Source organism: Stenotrophomonas sp. P5_A9 (genome assembly GCF_056400525.1).
In genome coordinates this window covers 13,102-34,115 of sequence record NZ_JBFULC010000034.1, presented here as the reverse complement: position 1 = coordinate 34,115, position 21,014 = coordinate 13,102, and the positions used below count along the sequence as shown (strand labels likewise).

19 protein-coding genes are annotated in these 21,014 nt (G+C 66.4%); 12 read left to right on the top strand and 7 right to left on the bottom strand.

Going from position 1 to position 21,014, the window contains the following annotated elements; all coding sequences use genetic code 11:
- Genes AC1DR7_RS12355 through AC1DR7_RS12345 form a run of 3 tightly spaced genes read left to right on the top strand, consistent with a single transcriptional unit; the run spans position 1 to position 2,432 of the window.
- Complete coding sequence (locus tag AC1DR7_RS12355) at positions 1-831, top strand: ABC transporter ATP-binding protein (protein WP_256775342.1); 831 nt, start codon at positions 1-3, stop codon at positions 829-831.
- A 3-nt stretch (positions 832-834) separates the two neighbouring features.
- Positions 835-1,761, top strand: coding sequence for an MlaD family protein (locus AC1DR7_RS12350; protein ID WP_457318683.1), 927 nt, complete (start codon positions 835-837; stop codon positions 1,759-1,761).
- Positions 1,758-2,432 (top strand): ABC-type transport auxiliary lipoprotein family protein, encoded by a 675-nt coding sequence (locus tag AC1DR7_RS12345; protein WP_457318682.1) that lies wholly within the window; start codon positions 1,758-1,760, stop codon positions 2,430-2,432. Before AC1DR7_RS12350 ends, AC1DR7_RS12345 begins: the two co-directional genes overlap by 4 nt.
- Here AC1DR7_RS12345 and AC1DR7_RS12340 read toward each other — a convergent pair.
- A complete protein-coding gene (locus AC1DR7_RS12340) occupies positions 2,395-2,985 on the bottom strand; it encodes an alpha-ketoglutarate-dependent dioxygenase AlkB family protein (RefSeq protein ID WP_457318680.1) in 591 nt (196 codons plus the stop codon). The two genes, AC1DR7_RS12345 and AC1DR7_RS12340, sit on opposite strands and share 38 nt — an antisense overlap.
- 117 nt (positions 2,986-3,102) lie before the next feature.
- Here AC1DR7_RS12340 and AC1DR7_RS12335 point away from each other — a divergent pair, with 117 nt between their 5' ends.
- Positions 3,103-5,163 carry a glycoside hydrolase family 99-like domain-containing protein gene (locus tag AC1DR7_RS12335; protein ID WP_457318679.1) on the top strand — a complete coding sequence of 687 codons (2,061 nt, stop codon included), beginning with the start codon at positions 3,103-3,105 and terminating at the stop codon, positions 5,161-5,163.
- Between the two features lie 37 nt (positions 5,164-5,200).
- On the opposite strand, the gene AC1DR7_RS12330 is transcribed toward AC1DR7_RS12335, so the two are convergent.
- Together AC1DR7_RS12330 and AC1DR7_RS12325 are read right to left on the bottom strand one after the other, a co-directional pair.
- On the bottom strand, positions 5,201-5,833 hold the full coding sequence (locus AC1DR7_RS12330; RefSeq protein WP_478076504.1) for a CoA transferase subunit B: 633 nt from the start codon (positions 5,831-5,833) through the stop codon (positions 5,201-5,203).
- 1 nt (position 5,834) lies between these two features.
- Positions 5,835-6,569 (bottom strand): CoA transferase subunit A, encoded by a 735-nt coding sequence (locus tag AC1DR7_RS12325; RefSeq protein WP_457318678.1) that lies wholly within the window; start codon positions 6,567-6,569, stop codon positions 5,835-5,837.
- Positions 6,570-6,729: 160 nt separating this feature from the next.
- Between AC1DR7_RS12325 and AC1DR7_RS12320 the strand changes: the two genes are divergently transcribed.
- Both AC1DR7_RS12320 and AC1DR7_RS12315 read left to right on the top strand, forming a co-directional pair.
- Positions 6,730-8,079 (top strand): phosphohexomutase domain-containing protein, encoded by a 1,350-nt coding sequence (locus AC1DR7_RS12320; RefSeq protein WP_256775337.1) that lies wholly within the window; start codon positions 6,730-6,732, stop codon positions 8,077-8,079.
- A 12-nt stretch (positions 8,080-8,091) separates the two neighbouring features.
- Positions 8,092-9,495 carry a mannose-1-phosphate guanylyltransferase/mannose-6-phosphate isomerase gene (locus AC1DR7_RS12315; RefSeq protein WP_457318676.1) on the top strand — a complete coding sequence of 468 codons (1,404 nt, stop codon included), beginning with the start codon at positions 8,092-8,094 and terminating at the stop codon, positions 9,493-9,495.
- Between the two features lie 110 nt (positions 9,496-9,605).
- Here AC1DR7_RS12315 and rfbD read toward each other — a convergent pair whose 3' ends face one another.
- The 4 genes from rfbD to rfbB are packed head-to-tail and all read right to left on the bottom strand — an operon-like array spanning position 9,606 to position 13,022.
- The gene (gene rfbD, locus AC1DR7_RS12310; RefSeq protein WP_457318675.1) at positions 9,606-10,496 is read right to left on the bottom strand and encodes a dTDP-4-dehydrorhamnose reductase; all 891 of its coding nucleotides are present in this window, start codon (positions 10,494-10,496) and stop codon (positions 9,606-9,608) included.
- Entirely contained in the window at positions 10,493-11,050 is a 558-nt protein-coding gene (gene rfbC, locus AC1DR7_RS12305) for a dTDP-4-dehydrorhamnose 3,5-epimerase (RefSeq protein ID WP_256775334.1), read from the bottom strand. The genes rfbD and rfbC overlap by 4 nt, the downstream gene beginning before the upstream one ends.
- The gene (gene rfbA, locus AC1DR7_RS12300; protein WP_256775333.1) at positions 11,047-11,934 is read right to left on the bottom strand and encodes a glucose-1-phosphate thymidylyltransferase RfbA; all 888 of its coding nucleotides are present in this window, start codon (positions 11,932-11,934) and stop codon (positions 11,047-11,049) included. Before rfbA ends, rfbC begins: the two co-directional genes overlap by 4 nt.
- Positions 11,935-11,966: 32 nt before the next feature.
- Positions 11,967-13,022 (bottom strand): dTDP-glucose 4,6-dehydratase, encoded by a 1,056-nt coding sequence (gene rfbB, locus AC1DR7_RS12295; protein WP_457320413.1) that lies wholly within the window; start codon positions 13,020-13,022, stop codon positions 11,967-11,969.
- Positions 13,023-13,288: 266 nt separating this feature from the next.
- Here rfbB and AC1DR7_RS12290 point away from each other — a divergent pair, with 266 nt between their 5' ends.
- The 6 genes from AC1DR7_RS12290 (at position 13,289) to AC1DR7_RS12265 (ending at position 21,014) form a co-directional block, all read left to right on the top strand.
- Positions 13,289-14,035, top strand: coding sequence for an electron transfer flavoprotein subunit beta/FixA family protein (locus AC1DR7_RS12290; protein WP_256775331.1), 747 nt, complete (start codon positions 13,289-13,291; stop codon positions 14,033-14,035).
- Positions 14,035-14,973: an electron transfer flavoprotein subunit alpha/FixB family protein gene (locus tag AC1DR7_RS12285; protein WP_457320411.1), complete on the top strand. Its 939-nt coding sequence runs from the start codon at positions 14,035-14,037 to the stop codon at positions 14,971-14,973. Before AC1DR7_RS12290 ends, AC1DR7_RS12285 begins: the two co-directional genes overlap by 1 nt.
- 392 nt (positions 14,974-15,365) lie before the next feature.
- Positions 15,366-17,048, top strand: coding sequence for an LTA synthase family protein (locus tag AC1DR7_RS12280; protein ID WP_478052592.1), 1,683 nt, complete (start codon positions 15,366-15,368; stop codon positions 17,046-17,048).
- Between the two features lie 165 nt (positions 17,049-17,213).
- Complete coding sequence (locus AC1DR7_RS12275) at positions 17,214-18,200, top strand: lysylphosphatidylglycerol synthase transmembrane domain-containing protein (RefSeq protein WP_457321522.1); 987 nt, start codon at positions 17,214-17,216, stop codon at positions 18,198-18,200.
- A 118-nt stretch (positions 18,201-18,318) separates the two neighbouring features.
- Positions 18,319-19,710, top strand: a complete 1,392-nt coding sequence (locus tag AC1DR7_RS12270; protein ID WP_478051435.1) for a UbiA family prenyltransferase — start codon at positions 18,319-18,321, stop codon at positions 19,708-19,710.
- Complete coding sequence (locus tag AC1DR7_RS12265) at positions 19,707-21,014, top strand: FAD-binding oxidoreductase (protein WP_478076503.1); 1,308 nt, start codon at positions 19,707-19,709, stop codon at positions 21,012-21,014. The genes AC1DR7_RS12270 and AC1DR7_RS12265 overlap by 4 nt, the downstream gene beginning before the upstream one ends.

The window sequence follows — 21,014 nt, the reverse complement described above, 5'->3', positions numbered from 1 at the left end:
ATGGCCACCGATACCGCCGCCCTGGCCACTACCGACGACACCACCGGCGACGATGCGGGTCTGGCCATCCGCGTGCGCGGGCTGACCAACCGCTTCGGCGCGCAGACCGTGCATGACAACCTCGACCTGGACGTGCGTCGCGGCGAAATTCTCGGCGTGGTCGGTGGCTCGGGTACCGGCAAGTCGGTGCTGATGCGCAGCATCCTGGGCCTGCGCGTTCCCGATGCGGGCCAGATCGAGGTGCTGGGCGTGGACGCGCGCTCGGACAATCCGGACAACCGCCTGCATATCGAACGCAACACCGGCGTGCTGTTCCAGGATGGCGCGCTGTTCTCCTCGCTGACAGTGGGCGAGAACGTGCAGGTGCCGTTGAAGGAACACCATCGCGAACTGCCCGAGCGCTGGCATTACGAGCTGGCCCTGCTCAAGGTGAAACTGGCCGGGCTGCCCGCCGATGCGATCAACAAGCTGCCCTCGCAGCTGTCCGGCGGCATGCGCAAGCGCGCCGGCCTGGCCCGTGCGCTGGCGCTGGACCCGCCGCTGCTGTTCCTGGACGAGCCCACCGCCGGCCTGGACCCGATTGGCGCGGCCGCCTTCGACCGGCTGATCAAGACCCTGCAGGAAGCGCTGGGGCTGACCGTGCTGCTGATCACACACGATCTGGACACGCTGTATGCGATCTGTGACCGGGTGGCGGTGCTGGCCGACCAGAAGGTGATCGCCAATGCCCCGTTGCACGAGATCGAACAACTGGACCACCCGTGGATCCAGGAATATTTCCACGGACCACGCGCGCGCGCTGCGCGCGATGCAAAGCACGAGAGCGAGTAAGCCATGGAAACCAAAGCCAATTACGTCCTGATCGGCGCGTTCACCCTGGTGGTGGGACTGGCGCTGCTGGCCTTCGGCCTGTGGGCCGCCAAGTACTCCTCCGACCGCACCTGGACCGAGTACCGGGTGGTGTTCCGCGAGGCGGTCACCGGGCTGTCGGTCGGCAGCCCGGTGCAGTACAACGGCATCGCGGTCGGCTCGATCACCGAACTGAACCTGGTGCCGGACGATCCGCGCCAGGTGGTCGCGCGGATCCGCCTGAACTCCAATACCCCGGTCAAGACCGACACCCGCGCCAAGCTGGCCATCACCAGCCTGACCGGGCCGTCGATCATCCAGCTCAGCGGCGGCACGCCCCAGTCCGCCGCGCTGACCGCGGTGAACAAGGACCCGGCCCCGATCATCCCGACCACCCCGTCGGCGCTGCAGAACATCACCGACGTGGCCAACCGCATCGTCGAGCGCATGGACCAGGTGCTCAGCGACCGCAACGTGGCCAGCATCAACGCCACGTTGGCCAACCTTGAGACCATCAGCGGCGGCCTGGCCGACCGCGACCAGGGCACCCAGGCGCTGCTGCTCAGCGCGCGCGATGCCGCGCGCAGCCTGGATGTCACCCTGAAAAGCACCAACGGCACCATACGGCGCCTGGACAAGAACCTGGTGCAGCAGCTGCCGCCGATCCTGGACAAGCTGGAAACCACCCTGTCCAAGCTGGATTCTGCCGCTGGCAACGCCGATTCGATCCTCGGCGAGAACCGCGCGGCGATCAACAGCTTCGCCAATGACGGCCTGGCTCAGCTGGGCCCGACCCTGACCGAGCTGCGCGGGCTGATCCGCGACCTGCGCCGGGTCAGCGACCGCCTCGACAACAACCCGGCACGCTATCTGCTGGGCCGTGACGCGCCCAAGGAGTTCGAACCCAAATGAGCCGCCCGACCCTTCCCCGATTCCTCCTGCCGGTCGCCCTGATCGCCGCCCTGGGTGGCTGCTCGCTGCTGGGCAGCAACGAACGCAGCGCGGTGACCATCTATTCGCCGATCGTGCGCATCCAGGCCGATCCCGGCTGGCCGAAGGTCGACTGGCAGCTGATCGTGGTCAAGCCCAGTGCCGCGCGCGTGGTCGACAGCCCGCGCATCAACGTACGCCCCTCGCCGTCCGAGCTGGAGGTGTACAAGGGGGTGAGCTGGGCGCAGCCGGCCACCGACATGCTCGATGACGCGCTGGTGCGCGGTTTCGAGGATTCCGGCCGCATCGCCGGCGTCGCCCGCGCCACCACCGGCATCCGCGCCGACTACAAGCTGGCCCTGGACGTACGTCGTTTCGAGGCCGATTACCGCGGCCAGGCCACGCCTGCCGCGCTGATCGAGGTCAACGCCAAACTGATCCACGTGGTCGACCAGCGGGTGGTGTCCGACCGCACGTTCCGCCAGGAACAGCCGGTGCCGAGCACCGCCACCGCCGATGTCGCCCGTGCGTTCGAGCAGAGCCTGCAGACCCTGACCACCGAGCTGGTCGGCTGGACGCTGGTAACCGGCCAGGCCGACTACCAGCAGGCGCAGGTCATGCCGGCCCGGCTGCGTCAATCCAGCGGAAAGTAAGGTTGATGCGCTCGGCCAGCGGCCGCGCGCTTTTCAGCAGGGCATGCTGGTAATGGCGTTGGGTCTGCCCGCCCATCAGCAGCACGTCGCCGTGCCCCAGCGTCACCTCGGCCTTGCGCGCATGGTCCTCGCGCCGCCGCAGCAGGAAGCGACGCTCGGCGCCCAGGCTCAGTGAGGCGATCAGGGGCGTCGGCCCGAGTTCGGGCTCGTTGTCACTGTGCCAGCCCATGCCATCGTCGCCATCGCGGTAGCGGTTGAGCAGCACGCTGTTGAAGGGCGTGCCGCAGAACGCGGCCAGCCGCTCGCGCAGCGGCAGCAACGCCGGATGCCACGGCGCTGGCACGAAGTCGGTGCCCGAATAGCGATAGCGCGCGGCCGGGTCGCCCATCCAGCAGCTCAGCCGCGGCGAATCGACCTGGCGCCCGAACATGCGGATGCGGTGGACCTCCCACGGCACGTCCTCGCGCAGGGTGCGCTGCAGGGCGTCGGCGTCGGTGGCGGGGAGCCAGTGGCGGTGCCAGTGGACCTGGGCGTCGGGAAGGTGGAGATCCATCGGCGAACGCTAGCACGCCCGCATTTGCCGGTGCGCGGGCAAAGCCCGAGAATGGCCCACCCGTTATAGTGTTGGAGCCTGCATGCCTGCTGTCGTTTTCCCTTGGGTCCAGGCCCGTTGCGCGTGACCACGCTCAAGGCCAGGCTGCGTCAGGCGGTCTTCGTGGCGCTGCGCGCCGGATTCCGCGCACTGCCGCTGTCCGACGGGCAGCGTGATCGACTCCGCGCGCGCTTCCTGCGCGACCATGGCGACTGGGTGCCGCCACCGCCACGCGGCCGTGTTGATGCCGCGCCTGCGGCCGTCCATCGCCCCCTGTCGCGCGCCGATGAAGCCGCGATCGGTTACGTGCCGCATCGCGCCGATGCCCTGCCCGAGCAGCTGCCCGCCACGCTGGTGGCGTTCTACCTGCCGCAGTTCCACCCGTTCACCGAGAACGATGCGTGGTGGGGCAAGGGCTTTACCGAGTGGCGCAACGTCACCCGCGCCCTGCCTCAGTTTGAGGGCCACATCCAACCGCGACTGCCCGCCGACCTGGGCTTCTACGACCTGCGCAACCCGCAGGTGATGCGCGACCAGGCGCAGTTGGCCCGCGAATACGGCATCGGCGCGTTCTGCTTCTATTACTACTGGTTCAGCGGCACCACGTTGATGGAGGCGCCGCTGCGCCAGTGGCTGGCCGACGACAGCATCGACCTGCCGTTCTGCCTGTGCTGGGCCAATGAAAACTGGGCACGGCGCTGGGACGGCCGCGACGAAGACATCCTGATCGGCCAGCAGCACAGTGCCGAGGACGACCTGGCCTTCATCGCCCACGTCGCCGACTACCTGCGCGATCGCCGCGCCTTGAAGGTGGACGGCAAGCCGATGCTGCTGGTCTACCGCCCGCACCTGCTGCCCGATGCACGCGCCACCGCCCAGCGCTGGCGGCAGTGGTGCCTGGACAACGGCATCGGCGAGATCCACCTGGCCTATGTGCAGGGCTTCGAGCGTCCGGATCCGCGCGACATCGGCTTCGACGCCGCGGTCGAGTTTCCGCCGAACATGAGCAACCCGCGCTCGCTCACCGCCGACCAGTTCCTGATCAATCCCGAGTTCCACGGCGACGTGCGCGACTGGCGCGAACTGGCAGCTGAGATCGCCGCACGACCGCTGCCGTCCTACACGCTATACCCCGGGGTCAACCCGGGCTGGGACAACGAAGCGCGCCGCTCCGGCAAGGGCCGCGTCTACCTGCACGCCTCGCCGCGTGGGTATGGCGATTGGCTGTCGACCACCGTGCACACGCGCCTGGCCGCCGCGCCGGCCAACCAGCGCCTGGTGTTCATCAACGCCTGGAACGAGTGGGCCGAAGGCGCAGTGCTGGAGCCGGATGCACGGCTGGGGCATGCGTATCTGGAGGCGACGCGGAAGGCGCTGCAGGCGCCGGCGGCCGGCACGGCCACGGCGCGACCGTGCGTGGTGATTCACGCCTGGCACATGCCGGAATTGGCGACACTTCTCGATCAGCTCAAGACGAGCGCGTTGGCGTGCCGCCTGGTCGTCACCACCGCACCGGAGCATCGCAGCGCGGTGGATGCCGCGCTGCGGCAGGCCGAGCTGCGCGGGGAGGTGCTGGTCTACCCCAACCATGGCCGCGACATCCTGCCCTTCCTCCAGGTCGCCGAGCTGCTGCTCGGGCAGGGCGAGGACGTGGTGCTCAAACTGCATACCAAGCGCTCCACGCACATGCAGCAAGGCGCGCAGTGGCGCGATGAAATGCTGCGGCAGCTGCTGCTCGATGGCCACGCCGCACAGGCCGTGGAGGCGTTCGGCCACGACCCGTCGCTGGGCCTGCTGGCACCGCGAGGCCACCTGCTGCCGGTCCGCGACTTCATCGGTGGCAACGCGTCGGCACTGGTCCGCCTGCAGGCCAGGCTTGGCCTGTCAGTGGCGCCCCTGGACGCGCCCTTCAGCGCTGGCAGCATGTTCTGGGTACGGCTGGCGGCACTGCGCCCGCTGTTGGACGCGCACCTGTACCGCAGCATGTTCGAACCCGAGCAAGGACAGATCGACGGTACGGCGGCGCATGCAATCGAGCGCCTGCTGGGTGCGGTGTGCATGCATGCCGGCTTTACGTTGGACAGCCTTGGCAAGGGCGAATCGGACGCAGGCCGATACGCCTACGCCAAGCGCGGGTGAGCTGCCGCCCCGGCTGGCCGGGGCGGCGCCATCCCCCTCAGGCGGCAGCGAACGCCACGCCGGTCTTTTCCTTCAGCTCATCCACGCCCACGCCCGGTGCAGCCTCCACCAGCACCAGCCCGGCGTCGGTGACGTCGAACACGGCCAGGTCGGTGATGATGCGGTCGACCACGCCCACGCCGGTCAGCGGCAGCGTGCACTCGGGCAGGATCTTGTGCTCGCCGTTCTTGGCGGTGTGCTCCATCAGCACCACCACGCGCTGCACGCCGGCGACCAGATCCATCGCCCCGCCCATGCCCTTGACCATCTTGCCCGGCACCATCCAGTTGGCCAGGTCGCCCTTGTCGGTGACCTGCATCGCGCCGAGGATGGCCAGGTTGATGTGCCCGCCGCGGATCATCGCGAAGCTGTCGTGGCTGCCGAAGTAGCTCGCGCCCGGGCGTGCGGTCACGGTCTGCTTGCCGGCATTGATCAGGTCGGCATCGACCTCGGCCTCGGTCGGGAACGGGCCGATGYCAAGCAGCCCATTCTCGGACTGCAGCCACACGTCCACGCCATCGGGGATGTGGTTGGCCACCAGCGTCGGCAGGCCGATGCCCAGGTTCACATAGGCGCCATCGGTGAGTTCACGCGCGGCGCGCGCGGCCATTTCATCGCGGGTCCACGCCATGTCAGTTGCCCTCCGCACGCACGGTGCGCTGTTCGATTCGCTTTTCAGGATGCGGGTTGTGCACGATGCGGTGCACGTAGATGCCCGGCAGGTGCACCTGGTCCGGGTCGATGCTGCCGACCGGCACCACCTCTTCGACCTCGACGATGCACAGCTTGCCGGCCATCGCGCAGGCCGGGTTGAAGTTGCGTGCGGTCTTGCGGAATACCAGGTTGCCCGATGCGTCGGCCTTCCACGCCTTGACCAGCGCGACGTCGGCACGCAGCGCGGTTTCCATCACGTAGTGCTTGCCGTCGAATTCGCGGATTTCCTTGCCCTCGGCCACCACCGTGCCGTAGCCGGTGGCGGTGAAGAACGCCGGAATACCCGCACCGCCGGCGCGCAGGCGCTCGGCCAGGGTGCCCTGCGGATTGAACTCCAACTGCAGTTCACCGGCCAGGTACTGACGCTCGAATTCCTTGTTCTCGCCCACGTAGGACGAAATCATCTTCTGGATCTGCCGGGTTTCCAGCAGTTGGCCCAGGCCGAAGCCATCCACCCCGGCATTGTTGGAGATCACGGTCAGGCCCTTGACCCCGGTGTCGCGCAACGCGGCGATCAGCGCCTCGGGGATGCCGCACAGGCCGAACCCGCCGACCGCCAGGGTCTGGCCATCGGCGACCACACCGTCCAGGGCTTCGGCGGCGCTGGCGTACTGCTTGCCACGCCGTCCGGCATTGTCTGGGGACTTGCTCATCTACGCCCTCACCTCGTTGATGTAAGCGGGCATTGTAGCGAGTACGCAGGGCATTCCCGGCCCGCCCGGAGAAGCGTCCACCCACGGCCCGGCATGAAAACGATTCCCATACATGGCTGCGGCTACACTAATCCACTGACTGTCAGAAGGACTGGAATACATGACGCTCCCCGCATTCAAGGCATACGACATCCGCGGCCGCGTGCCGGACGAACTGAACGAAGACCTGGCCCGCCGCATCGGCGTGGCGCTGGACGCGCAGCTCGCCCCCGGCACCGTGGTGGTCGGCCATGACATCCGCCTGACCAGCCCGGCCCTGCAGGACGCGCTGGCTGCCGGCCTGCGTGGCGCCGGGCGCGACGTGCTGGACATCGGCCTGTGCGGGACCGAGGAGGTCTATTTCCAGGTCGACCACCTCAAGGCAGCCGGCGGGGTGATGGTCACCGCCAGCCACAACCCGATGGACTACAACGGGATGAAGCTGGTCAAGGAGCAGGCCCGTCCCATCAGTTCGGACACCGGCCTCCTGGCGATCTCCGACGCGGTCGAAGCCGATACCGCCGCGCCGGTCGATGCCACGGGCAGCCTGCAGACGCATCCGGACAAGAGTGCTTACATCGACCATCTGCTCAGCTACGTCGATCGCACCGCCCTCAAGCCGCTCAAGCTGGTGGTCAATGCTGGCAACGGTGGCGCCGGCCCGATCGTCGACCTGCTGGCCCCGCACCTGCCGTTCGAGTTCATCCGCATCTGCCACGAGCCCGATGGCAGTTTCCCCAACGGCATTCCCAATCCGCTGCTGCCGGAAAACCGTGCGTTGACCGCGCAGGCCGTGCGCGAGCACGGTGCGGATTTCGGCATTGCCTGGGACGGCGACTTCGACCGCTGCTTCTTCTTCGACCACAACGGCCGTTTCATTGAAGGCTATTACCTGGTCGGCCTGCTGGCCAAGGCGATCCTGGCACGCCAGCCGGGCGGCAAGATCGTGCACGACCCGCGCCTGACTTGGAACACCGTGGAGATGGTCGAAGACGCGGGCGGGCAGCCGGTGCTGTGCAAGAGCGGGCACGCCTTCATCAAGGAAAAGATGCGCAGCGAAAACGCCGTGTATGGCGGTGAGATGAGCGCGCACCATTATTTCCGCGAGTTCGCCTACGCCGACTCGGGCATGATCCCGTGGCTGCTGATTGCCGCGCTCGTCTCCGAATCCGGCCGCTCGCTGGCCGATCTGGTGGAAGCGCGCATGGCCAAGTTCCCGTGCAGTGGTGAGATCAACTTCAAGGTCGCCGACGCCAAGGCCGCAGTTGCCCGGGTGATGGACCATTACGCCGCGCAGTCGCCGGCACTGGACCACACCGACGGCATCAGCGCCGACTTCGGCCAGTGGCGCTTCAACCTGCGCAGCTCCAACACCGAACCGCTGCTGCGCCTGAACATCGAAACGCGTGGCGATGCCGCCCTGCTGCAGCAGCGCACCGATGAAATCTCCCAGCTGCTCACGGCCTCCTGAGGCACCGCCCCGATGAACGATCTGCTCCCCGTCATCCTGTCCGGTGGCTCCGGTACCCGGCTGTGGCCGCTCTCGCGCGAGGCCTACCCCAAGCAGTTCCTGGCCCTGGCCGGGGACCTGACGATGCTGCAGGCCACCTGGCAGCGGGTTGCACCGATTGCCGGCCGCGCGCCGCTGGTGGTGGCCAACGAAGAGCATCGTTTCGTGGCCGCCGAACAGCTGCAGCAGCTGGGCGTGCAGCCGCTGGCGATTCTGCTCGAGCCGGTGGGCCGCAACACCGCCCCGGCGATCGCGGTGGCGGCGCTGGAAGCCACCCGTGACGGCGAGGACGCGGTGCTGCTGGTGCTGCCCTCGGACCACGTGATTGCCGATGAAGCGGCCTTCCGCGCCGCCGTGCTGCGTGCACTGCCCGCCGCGCGCGACGGCAAGCTGGTCACCTTCGGAATCGTGCCGACCGGGCCGGAAACCGGCTATGGCTACATCAAGGCCGCCTCGGGCGGCGAGGTGCGCGCGGTGGATCGCTTCGTCGAGAAGCCCGACGCCGAGACCGCCCGGCAATACGTCGGTTCGGGCGAGTATTTCTGGAACAGCGGCATGTTCCTGTTCAAGGCATCGCGTTACCTGGCCGAGCTGGAGAAATTCAATCCGGCCATGCTGTCGGCCAGCCGCACCGCCTGGGAACAGGCACGGCGCGATGCAGACTTTACCCGGCTGGGCAAAGAGGCATTCACGGCGGTGCCGTCTGATTCCATCGACTACGCGGTGATGGAAAAGACCGCCGATGCGGTGGTGGTGCCGCTGGATGCCGGTTGGAACGATGTCGGCTCGTGGACCGCGCTGCGCGATGTATCGGCGCAGGACAGCGACGGCAACGCCCATCATGGCGATGTGATCGCCATCGACTGCCGCAACACCTATGCCTACGGCGAGCGCCTGATTGCGCTGGTCGGGCTGGATGATGTGATCGTGGTCGAAACCGATGACGCGGTGATGGTCGGCAGGAGCGACCGCATGCAGGAGATCAAGCAGGTGGTGGCGCGCCTGAAGGCCGACGCCCGTCCCGAAGCGACCTGGCACCGCAAGGTGTATCGCCCGTGGGGGGCCTACGACTCGATCGACCATGGCGAGCGTTTCCAGGTCAAGCGCATCACCGTCAAACCCGGTGCCACGCTGAGCCTGCAGATGCACCACCACCGTGCCGAGCACTGGATCGTGGTCAGCGGTACCGCTGAAGTGACCCGCGGCGAGGAAGTGCTGCTGCTCACCGAAAACCAGAGCACCTATATTCCGCTGGGTGTGACGCACCGGTTGAAGAACCCGGGCAAGTTGCCGCTGGAGCTGATTGAAGTGCAGTCCGGCAGCTACCTGGGCGAGGACGATATCGTGCGGTTCGAGGATACCTACGGTCGTACGTGATCGATGGGCACCGCAGAGACAAAAAAACCCGGCCAAGGCCGGGTTTTTCATTGTCCGGTAGAGCCATGCCGTGCATGGCTGACGCGGTGCGGGCGATCCGCAGTGCAGCTTCAGAGCGCTGCGATCACCTGCTTCAAACCATCCTGCCAACTGGGCAGCGCAATGCCGAAATCCGACTCGAGCTTGCTGACGTCCAGGTGCGAATACGCCGGGCGCTTGGCCGGGGTCGGGTAGTCGGCGGTGGTGATCGCTTCCACCTTCGGCGCGCGCGCCAGCTTTCCGGCTGACACCGCCTCGGCAAAGATCGCCTCGGCAAAGCCATGCCAGCTGGTTTCACCCGCAGCGGTCAGGTGCCAGGTGCCCGACAGGCCACCGGCATGCTGCAAGGCCTGCGCGGTGACATCGGCGATCAGCGCCGCCGGGGTCGGCGTGCCGATCTGGTCGGCCACCACGCGCAGTACGTCGCGGTCAGCGCCCACCCGCAGCATGGTGCGCAGGAAGTTGGCGCTATGCGAGGCATACACCCATGCGGTGCGGAAGATCAGATGACGGCCGCCGGCCGCGCGGATGTCTTCTTCACCGGCCAGCTTGCTGGCGCCGTACACGCCCAGCGGCGCAGTGGCATCGTCTTCGCGGTACGGGCGGGTGCCCTGCCCGTCGAACACGTAATCGGTGGAGTAATGCACCAGCGGCACACCGGCAGCGGCGCACCAGCGCGCGATGACGCCCGGCGCTTCGGCGTTGGCGCGCCAGGCCGCATCGCGCTCTTCTTCTGCGCGGTCCACCGCCGTATAGGCGGCCGCATTGACCACCACGTCCGGACGAACGCGATCCAGCAGCGCAACCAGCGACGCGGGCTCGTTGAAGTCGGCCGTTTCGCAGGCACTGCCATCGGGCAGCGCGCCACTACGGGTGGTCGCTACGATCGTGCCCAGCGGTGCCAGCGCGCGCTGCAGTTCCCGGCCCAACTGGCCATTGCCGCCAAACAGCAGCACCGTCACGGCTGGTAGACCGGCAGGCGGTCTTCGGCGATGTCCTTCAGGAACGGCGCGGCCTCATCCTTGGCCGACAGCGTCGGGCCACTGATCGGCCAGTCCACGGCGATGTCGGCATCATTCCAGCGCACGCCGGCATCGAAGTCCTTCAGATACACCTCGGTGCACAGGTAGCTGAAGACCGCACGCTCGGACAGCACCGCAAAGCCATGCGCGAAGCCTTCCGGGATCCAGAACTGCTTCTTGTTCTCCGCACTCAGCACCACCGCTTCCCACTGGCCGAAGGTCGGCGAGCCGCGACGGATATCCACCGCCACGTCGTACACCTCACCTTCGAGCACGCTGACCAGCTTGCCCTGCGGCCGCGGCCACTGGTAATGCAGGCCGCGCAGCACGCCCTTGGCCGAGGTGGAGACGTTGCTCTGCACGAACTTGGTCGGCAGACCGTGCTGGCCGAAACGCTCGGCATTCCAGGTCTCGAAGAAGAAGCCGCGCTCGTCGCCGAACACCGCCGGCTCGATCACCACGCAGCCCGGCAGTTTGGTCTCAATTACTTTCACGGCACCACTCCTCGTACAGCCAGTTTATGCAGGTATTGGCCGTAGCCGTTCTTGATCAGCGGGGCGGCCAGAGCCTCCAGTTGCTCGGCGTTGATCCAGCCCTGGCCGAAGGCGATTTCTTCCGGGCAGCAGACCTGCAGGCCCTGTCGGGTCTGGATGGTCTCGATGAAGTTGGACGCCTCCAGCAGCGACTGGTGGGTGCCGGTATCCAGCCACGCGTAGCCGCGACCCAGCGCCTCCAGATGCAGATTGCCTTCGCGCAGATAGCGCTGGTTGAGATCGGTGATCTCCAGCTCGCCGCGCGGCGACGGCTTCAGCTCGGCCGCGTGGTGGCTGGCGTTGCCGTCGTAGAAATACAGGCCGGTCACCGCGTAGTTGGAACGCGGATTGGCCGGCTTCTCGACCAGGTCGATCACCTTGCCGGCCTTGTCGAACTCGGCCACGCCGTAGCGCTCCGGATCGTTGACCCAATAGCCGAACACGGTCGCGCCGTGATCGCGCTCGTCGGCATTGCGCAGCACTTCCCGCAGGCCATGGCCGTGGAAGATGTTGTCGCCCAGTACCAGGCAGCTCGGTTTGCCGTCGACGAAGTCACGACCAATGAGATAAGCCTGCGCCAGCCCGTCCGGACTCGGCTGCACGGCGTACTGGATGTTCATGCCCCACTGCGAGCCGTCGCCCAGTAGGGTCTGGAACAGCGCCTGCTCGTGCGGCGTGTTGATGATCAGCACGTCGCGGATCCCCGCCAGCATCAGCACGCTGAGCGGGTAATAGATCATCGGCTTGTCGTACACCGGCAGCAGCTGCTTGCTGACGCCCTTGGTGATCGGATACAGGCGTGTGCCCGAACCGCCCGCGAGGATGATGCCCTTGCGTTGAGTCATGCGAATTTCCTCTTTACTGGTGATCACCGCCCTCAGGCGGTGGTGCCGATGCGCTGCAGGCGGTAGCTGCCGTCGAGCACGCCGTTGACCCATTCCTGGTTGTCCAGGTACCAGTCCACGGTGAAGCCGATGCCCTGCTCGAAGGTGTACTTCGGCTCCCAACCGAGCTGGTCCTTCAACTTGCTGGCGTCGATCGCGTAGCGGCGGTCATGGCCGGGGCGGTCGGTGACATAAGTGATCTGGCTGCTGCGCGGCTGGCCGTCCTCGCGCGGGCGGCGCGCATCGAGCAGCGCGCAAATTGCGTGCACCACCTCGATGTTCTGCTTTTCCGAGTTGCCGCCCACGTTGTAGGTCTCGCCGACCTGGCCCTTGGCCAGCACCGTGCGGATCGCTTCGCAGTGGTCGCTGACGAACAGCCAGTCGCGTACCTGCTTGCCGTCGCCATAGACCGGCAGCGGCTCGCCGGCCAGCGCCTTGGCGATCACCAGCGGGATCAACTTTTCCGGGAAGTGGTACGGACCGTAGTTGTTGGAGCAGTTGGTGGTCAGCACCGGCAAGCCGTAGGTGTGGTGGAACGCCCGCACCAGGTGGTCGGAGGCCGCCTTGGACGCCGAATACGGCGAGTTGGGCGCGAACGGGGTGGTTTCGGTGAACTTGCCGGTCGCGCCCAGGGTGCCGTACACCTCGTCGGTGGACACGTGCAGGAAGCGGAAGGCCGCGCCCTTGTCGGCCGGCAGCGCCTTCCAATAGTCGCGCACGGTCTCGAGCAGGGCCAAGGTGCCGACCACGTTGGTCTGGATGAACGCACCCGGGCCATCGATGGAGCGATCCACATGGCTTTCGGCGGCGAAGTTCAGCACCGCGTCGGGCTGGTGCTCGGCCAGCAGGCGCGCCACCAGGGACTGATCACCGATGTCGCCGTGCACGAACACGTGATCCGGGTTGCCGTCCAGCGGCGCCAACGTCTTCAGGTTGCCGGCGTAGGTCAGCGCATCGAGGTTGACCACCTTGACGCCCTTGGCGACCGCTTCGAGTACAAAGTTACCGCCAATGAATCCGGCTCCGCCGGTGACAAGCCATGTGGGCACTACCCGTTCTCCTGTTCGGTTCTAAAGTCTCCGGCCGCCAATGCAGCGCTCCGGATGCAGCGCTACAGGATACAGGTGGGCGGTCTTCACGACTGCCTGCCGGACGTGAACGAAACCGCTGGGATGCGCATTTTGTGCCGCGCCGCAACATAACCATACGCATTCGCATGGTTGCCTTCGGCCAGTTAGAATCGCGGTCCCACCCCCGAACCGGTTGCTGTCTACAGAACCGGACGTTCCCCCGTTATTGAAGGATCCAGCACCAGATGAAAATCCTCGTCGCGTACAAGCGCGTGGTGGACTACAACGTCCGCATTCAGGTCAAGCCGGACGGTTCCGGCGTGGTCACCGACGGCGTCAAGCTGTCCCCCAACCCGTTCGATGAGATCGCGCTGGAAGAAGCGCTGCGTCTGCGCGACCAGGGCATCGCCACCGAAGTCGTGGTGGCCACCATCGCCCCCGCCGACGCCCAGGCCCACCTGCGCAACGGCCTGGCCATGGGCGCCAACCGTGCCATCCACGTGGTCACCGACCAGGCCATCCAGCCGCTGACCGCCGCGCGCACCCTGCTCAAGCTGGTGGAGAAGGAACAGCCGGACCTGGTCATCCTCGGCAAGCAGGCCATCGACGACGACGCCAACCAGACCGGCCAGATGCTGGCCACGCTGTGGGGCCGCCCGCAGGCGACCTTTGCCAGCAAGCTGCAGATCGACGGCGGCAAGGCCACGGTCACCCGTGAAGTCGATGCCGGCCTGGAAACGCTGGAAGTGGACCTGCCGGCGGTGGTCACCACCGACCTGCGCCTCAATGAGCCGCGCTTCATCAAGCTGCCGGACATCATGAAGGCCAAGGCCAAGCCGATGGAAACCCTGCAGCTGGCCGACCTCGGCGTGGACGCCGCCGATACCTTCAAGACCACCCAGTACGCCGCGCCGGTCAAGCGCAGCAAGGGCGTGATGGTCAAGGACGCGGCCGAACTGGTCGCCGCACTCAAGCAGAAGGGGTTGCTGTAATGACCAAGATCCTCGTTGTCGCCGAGCACCACGACGGCAAGCTCAACGCCGCCACCGCCAAGACCGTCAGTGCCGCCGCCGCCATCAGCGGTGCCAGCATCGACGTGCTGGTGCTGGCCGCCGACCCGGCCGCCGCGGCCGCGGAAGCCGCCCAGCTGGCCGGCGTGGCCAAAGTGCTGACCGTGGCCAACCCCGCCAACGCGCAGGCGCTGGCCCAGGTGCTGGCCCCGCAGATCGCGCAGCTGGCCAAGGGATACACCCACGTGTTCGGCCCGTCGACCACCTTCGGCAAGGACCTCATGCCCTGCGTGGCCGCCCTGCTGGGCGTCAACCAGGTCTCGGACCTGATGACCGTCGAAGGCAGCCACAGCTTCAAGCGCCCGATCTACGCGGGCAACGCGATCATCACCGTCGACGTGCCGGCCGACCAGATCGTGGTCGCCACGGTGCGTGCCGCGTCCTGGCCGGAAGCCGCCAAGGGCGGCAATGCCACCGTGGAAGCGGCCAGCGTCGATGCGGCCCTGCCGACCCACACCCGCTTCGTCGGCCTGGCCGCCGGTGCCACCGACCGCCCGGACCTGCAGAGCGCCAAGCGCGTGGTCTCTGGCGGCCGTGGCGTGGGTTCGGAAGAGAACTTCAAGGTGATCTTCCAACTGGCCGACAAGCTCGGCGCCGCCGTCGGTGCCTCGCGCGCCGCCGTGGACGCCGGCTATGTGCCCAGCGACCTGCAGGTGGGCCAGACCGGCAAGATCATCTCGCCGGAGCTGTATGTGGCCGTGGGCATCAGCGGCGCGATCCAGCATCTGACCGGGATCAAGGACGCCGGCACGATCGTGGCGATCAACAAGGACCCGGATTCGCCGATCTTCGAGATCGCCGATATTGGGTTGGTGGGTGATCTGTTCACGTTGTTGCCGGAGCTGGAAGCGGCGTTGTAAGGCAAACGCGCCAGCGCGGCATTTGAAGGCCGGAATCCCCAGTGGATTCCGGCTTTTTTCATTTGGCCACGCCGGTTGTCGCGTATCAGCATCGGACGAGGTGCGTGCCGGGGATACGTTGGGGTGCGCTTGATTTGCTATCGACCACACAGAACGTGGCGGAAAGATCGATCAGTATTTCAGTCCCATGGCACACCCCGTATGATACTGCCCATCACGCGGACTTAACTTGGGCCGCAGGGAAAGCAGGGCCTTACAGGGAGCGTTGCAGGGAAGATCCGACTGGATCGTCCGTTCAGATAATGAAGATCTCAGATTCGACCCTCCTCCGGCGGCTTCCCGCGTGGGGAACGTGCGTCGCAGGACTCTCGACCCTTGTCCTGCTGTTCCGAATGCTGCGCTTCCAGGCAGCTACGGACCTCGCTGTGTTTGCCGCAAGCTGCGCGCTCGAGCTTGTGCTGCTGGATTTGGCAACGCGGCTGACGCTGCGCTTGCGCTTCGTGCCGTTGCGCATCCTGATGCTGGTGCTGCCCGCGCTTGCTGGTTGCATCTACATGGCCCAGCTCTATTCGATCTGGATTTCCGGCGGCCTCATTCCTCCGATCGCATTCGCCAACCAGGAAGTGGTCGGGTTGATCGCATTCGATGGCATCTATGCGCTGTTGGCGGTATTCCTGACAGCGTTCATCGGACATGCCTGCGTGGTCCGCACCACATACAAGCCACTATCGCGTCGCATCACCGCGGTTGTCATTCTGGTGCTGGGTACAGGCTATGCCGCGCTGTTGGCCATTCAGCCACTGGCCCGTGGCATCGTGGTCGCGCGCGGGGAAGCACCGATCTCTTCTTTCCTTCGCTCGGCCGCCACGTCGGCCGGCATGAGTGGCCAGGTCCAGATCAGCGCAGCCGAACTGATCGAGGCGCGCGCCGAGTTCTCGCGGCGCACCGTCTATCAGCAGGGTTTCCCGGAGGCGTTTACCCACGCGCTACCCGAGCGGCCGAACGTCATTGTGATCTTCACCGAGGGCATGTCGGCCCGGTGGATGGATACCTACGGCAGCCGGCACCCGGGCGTAACGCCCAATCTGGACCGCCTTGCTGGTGGCTCGCTTGTGTTCAGCAACTACTACAACCACACCGCCGCCACCTTCCGCGGGTTGCGCGGGCAGTTGACCTCGGGCCACCAGGAGGTGGATGGCTACAACCAGGAAGGCACCGGAATCGGGCAGCGCGATGTCTCCGACGATATCACCGCGATCTCGCGGATCAGCATTCCCGAGGTCCTGCGCGCGCAGGGGTACCGCAGCATGTTCTTCCTGTCCCAGCAGGAGTATCTGAACAAGATGGTCGAAACGCTGGGCTTCGACCGCGTGCTGGGGCGTGATTATCTATATGACCACTACCTGAGCGGTGGTGGCGAAGGCGAGCGTCCCAAGTATCTCTCCGACAGCGCGTTGTTCGACACCATGCTGACCGAACTTGAGTCGCAGCCCCACGGCCAGCCCTTCTTCGCCGCTGCCTACAACTTTCAGACGCACGCGTTTCTGGACGGCGAGTACGCCTATGCGGGCGGCGACAACCCGCTGCTCAACCGCTTCCATACCTACGACCGCGATCTCGGCCGGTTCATTGACCGTTTCATGGCAAGCCGCCTGCATGAGAACACGCTGCTGGTGTTCACCGCCGACCACTCCACCTTCCCCGGACCCAACGCGGTCCGGGCAGATGACCGCGTCCACGGGTACTTCGTCGATACCATCCCGTTGCTGATGTACTGGAAAGGTGCCGAGCACCGGATGATCGACGTGGCCGGCAAGAATTCGCTGGACCTGGCGCCATCGCTGATCAGCCTGCTCGGGGTGAAGAAGGCCCACAACCTGTTTCTCGGCTGCACATTTTTCGAAAAGTGCGCAGTGGACAAGGTCTCCAACCTCGGCGCCGAATACATCCTGACCGATGGCGACGGCTCCTATTCGGAGTACTACGTCCCGCCGTCGCAGAAGACCTACTACGAAGAGAGCAAGCGAGTCATCGAACGCTACAAGTCGATGGATATGGTCATCGACGCCGACTGAGTTGCCGACATCGCCCGATTCGGCCGGCTTCCGCTGGATACGACGGATGCCAGGGATCTGAAGCAGTGAGGCACCCCTTTCAGCCCATCTGCTTCAAAAGCGACACCCGATTTTGGTACAATTTCCGGTTCGACCAGCAGCTGCCAGAAAGCGGAGCTCCGACCCATGCGCCCGCTTCACGATAGCCCCCTCGCACCCGATCCGGACACCAAGCGGAAGCGCTCGGTCGCTTTTCTGCTGGTTATCGGTGCCGGCTATCTGGGGCTGTTGGTGTATCTGGACCACGGCACCGGGATCCTGTCGAGGCTGGCGGACCTGTCGGGCCCTCTTGCCGTATGCGCGGTACTGGTCCTGCTCAGCTTCGCGATTCGCTACCAGCGCTGGCATACCGCGCTGTCCGCCCAAGGACATCGCGCGTTTCCGTGGTGGGCGGGCCTACGCGCGTACCTGGCCGGCTTCGCCTTTACCGCATCCCCTGGCAAGGCCGGGGAGCTGCTGCGGATCCGCTATTTCGGGATGTTCCAGGTGCCGCCCAGGACGGTGCTGGGCACCTTCATCTACGAGCGTGGGCTCGATCTGCTGGTCATAGTCTTCCTTGGACTCGGCGCGGCCACGCTGATCCCGGCTTTTGGCCTGCTGGTCGGCGTCGTGCTGGGATTCCTTCTGGCGCTGTGCCTGGCCGTCGCCTGGCCGTGGCTGCAGGCCACCCTGGACAGCGTCGCCGCCCGACTGCCGGGCAAACGGGTTCGTCAGCTCGCCAACTTCCTGCTCAGTGGCGCCAGGGATGCCGGACCGCTGCTGCACCTGCGCACCCTCGGCCCAGGAATCGCCCTGGGTGCGCTCGCCTGGTCCCTCACCGCAGCCGCATTCGCCTACCTGTGCCACGCGATGGGCATCCCCCTGGCCTGGCAGCATGCGCTGGGCATCTATCCGGTCGCGATGCTGGCAGGTGCGGTATCGTTCGTGCCGGGCGGCGTGGGCACCACCGAAGCGGCCATCGTGGTGATGTTGGGCGCATTGGGAACCTCGCTCGATGTCGCACTGGCCGCTGCCGTCGGTATCCGCCTGGTCAGCCTCTGGATGGCCGTCGCAGTGGGGATGCTGGCCATGCTCAGCCTCGAACTGCCGTCCAGCCGCCACGGGATGCGCTGAGTGGACCACCGCACTGCAAGCTTGATTTCCTTGGACGAGAACACTGCTTTTTCCATGCACAACGTGCCCACAACCGCCGGAGTCCTGAATCTTGGCCATTGAACATCGTGCCCTCTGCGTGGACCTGGACGGCACGCTGCTGCGCAGCGACATCCTCTATGAATCGCTCCTCGCCCTGCTCGCCCGCAACCCGCTGTATCTGTTCCTGATCCCGTTCTGGCTACTCGGCGGCAAGGCGGCGGTCAAGCGCCAGCTGGCATCCCGCGTGCAGCTGCCTGCCGAGACCCTGCCCTACGACGAGCGCGTGCTGGAGATTCTGCGGACCACTACGCAGCGACCGCGCGTGCTGTGCACCGCGTCGGACCAGATGCTGGTGCAGCCGATCGCCGACCATCTGGGCCTGTTCGAAGAGGTGATGGCCAGCGATGGCCACACCAACCTGTCCGGCCACAACAAGGGCAAGGCGCTGGCCGAGCGCTTCGGCGAACGCGGCTTCGACTACATGGGCAATGGCCGGGTCGACCTGCAGGTCTGGGCGCACGCCGGCGGCGCCATCGTGGTCAACAACGGTGAGGGCCTGGCCCGCGAGGCGGCCAAGCGCACCGAGGTGCTGGCGCACCTGCCCGCGCAGAATGGGGGCCTGCTGACCTGGATCAAGGCGCTGCGCATCTATCAGTGGTTGAAGAACCTGCTGGTGCTGGTGCCGCTGCTGACCGCGCACCGCTTCCTCGACCCCACAGCACTGGTGGATGCCGGCACGGCGTTCCTGGCCTTTGGTCTGTGCGCCTCGGGCGTGTATCTGCTCAACGACCTGCTCGACCTCACCCCCGACCGGATGCACCCGCGCAAGCGCAAACGTCCGTTCGCGGCCGGTACGCTGCCGCTGCTGCACGGTCTGCTGGTCGCGCCGCTGTTGACCCTGGCCGGGTTCGCATTGGCGTTGCTGTGCAGCCCGTCGTTCGCGTTGGTATTGCTGTGCTACTACGTGATGACGTTGGGCTACTCGCTGCAGCTCAAGCGCATCGTCATGATCGACGTGGTGCTGCTGGCCGCGCTGTATACCGTGCGCATCATCGGCGGCACCGTGGCGATCGGCTCGGAACTGTCGTTCTGGCTGCTGGCGTTCTCGATGTTCGTCTTCCTCAGCCTGGCGATGCTCAAACGCTACACCGAGCTGGCTTCGGCCCTGGCCAATGGCAAGGAGCTGGCGATCGGACGCGGCTACTCGGTCGCCGACCTCCCCTTGGTGCAGTCGCTCGGCGCGGCCGCCGGTTACATCGGCGTGCTGGTGTTCGCGCTGTACATCAACAGCCCCGAGAGCATGGAGCTGTACCGCCATCCCAAGGTGCTGTGGCTGCTGTGCCCGATCCTGCTGTACTGGATCAGTCGCATGTGGATCGTGTCCCATCGCGGCGACATGCACGATGACCCGATTGTATTCGCCGCCACCGACCGTGGCAGCCAGATGGTCATCGCGCTGGGCGTGGTGATCGTGCTGGCCGCGATATGAGGTCTGCCGGCGGCCAGTCCTGGGGGCGTTACCCCCGGGCGACACAGCAGCTGGCGCCGGTCACCGACCGTGCTGCCCTGCTGCCGGCCGTCGATGGCCTGATGCTGCCCCATGGCAATGGGCGCAGCTATGGCGACAGTTGTCTCAACCCGGGCGGCACGCTGTTGATGGCGCGGTCGCTGGACAGGTTCATCGCGTTCGACCCCGCAACCGGCATCGTGCGTTGCGAGGCCRGCGTGACGCTGGCCGAGATCATCGAGCTGGCGCTGCCGCAGGGCTGGTTCCTGCCGGTCACGCCCGGCACCCGCTACGCCACGGTGGGCGGGGCGATCGCCAACGATGTGCACGGCAAAAACCATCATCGGGCCGGCAGTTTCGGCCACCACCTGCGGGGTTTGGAGCTGCTGCGCAGCGACGGCCAACGGATCGCACTGGGTGCCGATGACGCCACCGGGCTGTTTGTCGCCACCATCGGCGGCTTGGGCCTGACCGGCTTGATCACCTGGGCCGAACTTCAGTTGCGGCGCGTGCCTGGGCCGTGGATCGAAACCGAGTCCATCCGTTTCGACTCGCTGGACGAGTTCTTCACGCTCTCGCGCGACTCGGCCGCGGGCTTCGAATACACCGTGGCGTGGATCGACTGCCTGGCCACCGGCAAGCAGCTCGGGCGCGGCCACTTCCTGCGCGGCGACCATGCCCGGGGCGACCCGCGGGCGGCCACGCCCAGCGCGATGCCCCGCCGCAGCATCCCGTTCGTGCCGCCGGTCTCGATGGTCAACGGCCTGACCCTGCGCCCGTTCAACACCCTGTACTACTGGCGCCAGCCCGGCCGCCGCACGCGCCACCTGTCGCACTACCAGAGCTACTTCTACCCGCTGGATGGCATCAACGACTGGAACCGGATGTACGGCCCGGCCGGCTTCCTGCAGCACCAGTGCGTGCTGCCGCCGGCAACCGCGCGCGAGGCCACCGCCGCCCTGCTGTCGGAGATCTCGCGCAGCGGGCGCGGCTCGTTCCTGGCGGTCCTGAAGGAATTCGGGGATGCCCCGGCACCGGGTATGCTTTCCTTCCCGCGCCCGGGCACGACACTGGCGCTGGACTTCCCGAATACCGGGCCTGACCTGTTCAGGATGCTGGAGCGGCTCGACCGTATCGTCGCCGAGGCGGGCGGGGCGGTGTACCCGGCCAAGGATGCGCGCATGTCCGGCGCCCTGTTCCGCCAGGCCTTCCCGGCCTGGGAGGCCTTCTCCCACCATATCGATCCCCGTTTTTCGTCCGGCTTCTGGCGCCGGGTCATGGAGTAA

Excerpts from the sequence above, each read along its gene's own strand:
- AC1DR7_RS12345 (WP_457318682.1), top strand. The coding sequence starts at position 1,758 with ATGAGCCGCCCGACCCTTCCCCGATTCCTCCTGCCGGTCGCCCTGATC.
- AC1DR7_RS12355 (WP_256775342.1), top strand. The coding sequence starts at position 1 with ATGGCCACCGATACCGCCGCCCTGGCCACTACCGACGACACCACCGGC.
- AC1DR7_RS12290 (WP_256775331.1), top strand. The coding sequence starts at position 13,289 with ATGAAAATCCTCGTCGCGTACAAGCGCGTGGTGGACTACAACGTCCGC.
- AC1DR7_RS12325 (WP_457318678.1), bottom strand. The coding sequence starts at position 6,569 with ATGAGCAAGTCCCCAGACAATGCCGGACGGCGTGGCAAGCAGTACGCC.
- AC1DR7_RS12315 (WP_457318676.1), top strand. The coding sequence starts at position 8,092 with ATGAACGATCTGCTCCCCGTCATCCTGTCCGGTGGCTCCGGTACCCGG.
- AC1DR7_RS12350 (WP_457318683.1), top strand. The coding sequence starts at position 835 with ATGGAAACCAAAGCCAATTACGTCCTGATCGGCGCGTTCACCCTGGTG.
- rfbA (WP_256775333.1), bottom strand. The coding sequence starts at position 11,934 with ATGACTCAACGCAAGGGCATCATCCTCGCGGGCGGTTCGGGCACACGC.
- AC1DR7_RS12340 (WP_457318680.1), bottom strand. The coding sequence starts at position 2,985 with ATGGATCTCCACCTTCCCGACGCCCAGGTCCACTGGCACCGCCACTGG.
- AC1DR7_RS12320 (WP_256775337.1), top strand. The coding sequence starts at position 6,730 with ATGACGCTCCCCGCATTCAAGGCATACGACATCCGCGGCCGCGTGCCG.
- AC1DR7_RS12275 (WP_457321522.1), top strand. The coding sequence starts at position 17,214 with ATGCGCCCGCTTCACGATAGCCCCCTCGCACCCGATCCGGACACCAAG.
- AC1DR7_RS12280 (WP_478052592.1), top strand. The coding sequence starts at position 15,366 with ATGCTGCGCTTCCAGGCAGCTACGGACCTCGCTGTGTTTGCCGCAAGC.
- AC1DR7_RS12285 (WP_457320411.1), top strand. The coding sequence starts at position 14,035 with ATGACCAAGATCCTCGTTGTCGCCGAGCACCACGACGGCAAGCTCAAC.